Source organism: Streptomyces inhibens, from assembly GCF_003389455.1.
Taxonomy (GTDB): domain Bacteria; phylum Actinomycetota; class Actinomycetes; order Streptomycetales; family Streptomycetaceae; genus Streptomyces; species Streptomyces inhibens.
On record NZ_QUAC01000332.1, the window covers coordinates 1 to 3475 of the forward strand.

At 72.7% G+C, this 3475-nt stretch carries 2 protein-coding genes; both read left to right on the top strand.

All coding sequences use genetic code 11. The features are described 5' to 3' along the window. Nucleotides 1-308 precede the first annotated feature (308 nt). Nucleotides 309-1520, top strand: coding sequence for an MBL fold metallo-hydrolase (locus DY245_RS33955; RefSeq protein ID WP_128510981.1), 1212 nt, complete (start codon nucleotides 309-311; stop codon nucleotides 1518-1520). 156 nt (nucleotides 1521-1676) lie between these two features. Then, the coding region (locus tag DY245_RS33960) for a sensor histidine kinase (RefSeq protein WP_128510982.1) at nucleotides 1677-3475 on the top strand (1799 nt) is incomplete at its 3' end.

The window sequence follows — 3475 nt, forward strand, 5'->3', positions numbered from 1 at the left end:
GACGAGGCGCTCGCCGGCCACCGCCTGCCACCGCCGGGCCCGCGCTCACCGCACCGGACGCGCCCGAGTTGCGCGGCCCGGTAGTGCCCCTGCGCCCGCCCGCCCCCTCCGCGCGGCCCGCCGGAACACCTCACACCCCCGTCCCGGAATGTCACGGCCGGTCGCGCGGTTTGTGCGGGAGGGTGATGGTGTGGAGTCCGGGTGTCGTGGTGCGCAAACCGTACGACGGCGCCGTGTGGCCCGGTGCGCCGGAACCCACCGCTCACGCGGCCCGTTCACTTCGCGACTGCCCCGACCATGGAGGTGCCGTGACCGGTTCCCGACCCCGCCGCACTCGACTTTCCGCGCTGCGCCCCGCAAGCTTCGGCGCCGAGCCCACAGGGGAGCGGCTGGCAAGGATGCGCAGGTCGCCACAGTTCGTGGACGGCCAGTTCCGCAATCCGGTGCAAACCAGGCAGCTGCTCCACGGCTCCGCGCTGCCGATGGCGCGTACGCAGCTGAGTCGTGAGGGGCGGCTGCGCCGGGCGCCGGTCGGCCGGATTCCGGTGCACCGCCCGACCGAAGCGGACTGGGGGCGGCCGCCCGCCTCCGGGCTGCGGCTCACCTGGATGGGCCATTCGAGCGTGCTGGCCGAGATAGACGGCCGGCGGGTGCTCTTCGACCCGGTCTGGGGCGAGCGCTGTTCACCGTTCAGCTGGGCCGGTCCCAAGCGGATGCATCCGGTGCCCGTCGAACTGGACGCGCTCGATCCGGTCGACGTCGTGGTGATCTCGCACGACCACTACGACCATCTCGACATGCCGACGATCCAGGGCCTGACCGCCACCGGCGCCGCCTTCGTCGTGCCGCTGGGGATCGGCGCCGACCTGGAGTTCTGGGGCGTGCCCGCGGAGCGGATCACGGAGCTGGACTGGCACGAGTCCACCCACGTCGGCGGGCTGACGCTCACCGCCACCCCCGCCCAGCACTTCTGCGGCCGCGGTCTGCGCGGCCCGCAGCACACCCTGTGGGCCTCCTGGGTGGTCGCGGGACCCGACCACCGGATCTACCACAGCGGCGACACCGGCTACTTCTCCGGATTCGTGGAGATCGGCGCGCAGCACGGCCCGTTCGACGCGACGATGATTCAGATCGGCGCGTACAGCGACTTCTGGCCGGACATCCATATGACCCCGGAGGAGGGGCTGCGGGCACACGCCGACCTCTCGGGCGGCACCCCTGAAGGCGTGCTGCTGCCGATCCACTGGGGCACCTTCAATCTCGCGCCGCATCCGTGGTCGGAGCCCGTGGAGCGTACGGTCGCGGCGGCGCGCCGGTCCGGCGCGAAGGTGGCCGCGCCCCCGCCGGGCAAACCGTTCGAGCCCGCCGACGAGCAGATCGTGGAGCCCTGGTGGCGTGCGGTGGCCGTGCCGCCCGTGCAGGGCTGGCCGAGCTGGCCCCCGGCGCGCGCAGCGGCACCGAGCGCCGTCCTGGAGTCATCGAAAGAGGCATCCACGGAGGCATCAACTCCCTCTCTTTGAACGGGAGTTCGGATTGGTTCGTACTGGCGTGCGTGTGACGCCCACCCAAGGAGGTGGCGAGGGGTAGCGAAACCTCGAAGTGGGTCCGAACCCCACCCCTGCAACAACTAGCGTGCGTGCTCCGTGAACTGCCAACGGCCGATCCGGAGGGCGCCGATGCCTACCGCATTCCCCCAGGGGACCCAGACGTCCCAGGAGGCTCCAAGGTCCCCATGGGCCCAGGGTTCCCCGGGGGCCGCCCCCGTACCCGCCTCCGCCCGGCGGCGGGAGCGTGAGGGCGGACGGCACGGTCGGGCCTCGTTCCCCGAGTCGGCCGCCGACTCGGCGATACGGTCCCGGCTGGTCCGGCTCGCCGCCGTCCCCTGCCTCCTCACCGCCGTCATCTGTACCGGCGTTGCCGCCTTCGTCGTCCAGGCCGGCGGCGCCCGGATCACCGGCCGTGAGTGGGTGGTGCTGTCCGGCGGCCTCGCCGCGGTCTGCGTCATCGTGCTGACCGCGGGCGCCGCCGCCAACTCCGAGGCCCGCGCCGCCGTCACCCGCTACGCCCGGCTGCGCCAGGTCTGCGCCCGCAGCCAGTCCGATCTGTACGACCTGCTGGACCGCGTACGGCAGGGCGAATGGCTCCAGCGCCGCGAGCCCGAGCCGGCCCTCGTGCCCACCGGCGACACCCTCGATCTGCTCGCCCACGAAGTGGCCGCCGCGGGCCGGGCCGCCGAGTCCGCCGTCATCGACGCGGTCGCCATCGCCCGCAGCAACGCCAGCGGCAGCGAGCAGAAGGTCGAGGTCTTTGTGAACCTCGCCCGCCGGCTGCAGTCCCTGGTGCACCGTGAGATCGAGCTGCTGGACGAGCTGGAGAACCAGGTCGAGGACCCGGACCTGCTCAAGGGCCTGTTCCACATCGACCACCTGGCCACCCGCATCCGCCGGCACGCCGAGAACCTCGCCGTCCTCGGCGGCGCCATCTCGCGTCGTCAGTGGAGCCGGCCGGTCTCCATGACCGAGGTGCTGCGTTCCTCGATCGCCGAGGTCGAGCAGTACCCGAGGATCAAGCTGGTGCCGCCCATCGAGGGCACTCTGCGCGGGCACGCCGTCGCCGACGTCATCCATCTGCTCGCCGAACTCGTCGAGAACGCCTCGGTCTACTCCGCCCCGCAGACCCCGGTCCTGCTGCGCGCCCAACTTGTCACCGCCGGCCTCGCGGTCGAGGTCGAGGACCGCGGTCTGGGCATGTCGGCGGACGAGCAGACGCGGATGAACGCCCTGCTGGCCGACCCCGAACACATCGATGTCGCCGAGCTGTTGAGCGACGGCCGGATCGGACTCTTCGTGGTCTCCTCGCTGGCCCGGCGGCACGGCATCGTCGTCCGGCTGCAGAGCAACATCTACGGCGGGGTGCAGGCCGTGCTGATCGTGCCGCAGGGGCTGCTCGGCGCGGACTCGGGCAGCGCCGAGGCGGGGGGAGAGGGTGCGTCGCGCACCGGATCCCCGGACACCGACCCGGCGCGTGAGCACGACGGCTACGACGACGGGTACGGCGACGTCTACGAAGACGACCAGGACAGCGGCTATGACCGCTACGACCGCCATGACATCGGCGGCGGGCACCGGACCGTCACCATCCCCGGTCCCACCCCCGCCCCTGATCATGCGTACGACACACCGCAGCGCGACTACGGCGACCGTACGACGCCGACGCCGACGCCGACGCCGACGCCGCCGGTCCCGGTCCCGGTCCCGGCCCCCGCCGACATCGACATCGATCTCGACCCTGATTCCGGCTCCACCCGCCGTCGGCTGGTCCGTGCATCGAGCGGCCAGCTCCCCGAAGTCCCTGTGCATGAGGCGCACACCCCTGACACCCACACCCCCGACCCCCACACCCCCGACGCCGCCGAGAGCGCCCCCGCCGGCCGCCCCGCCGACCCCGGCCCGGTCGTGCTGCCGCCTCCGCCGCC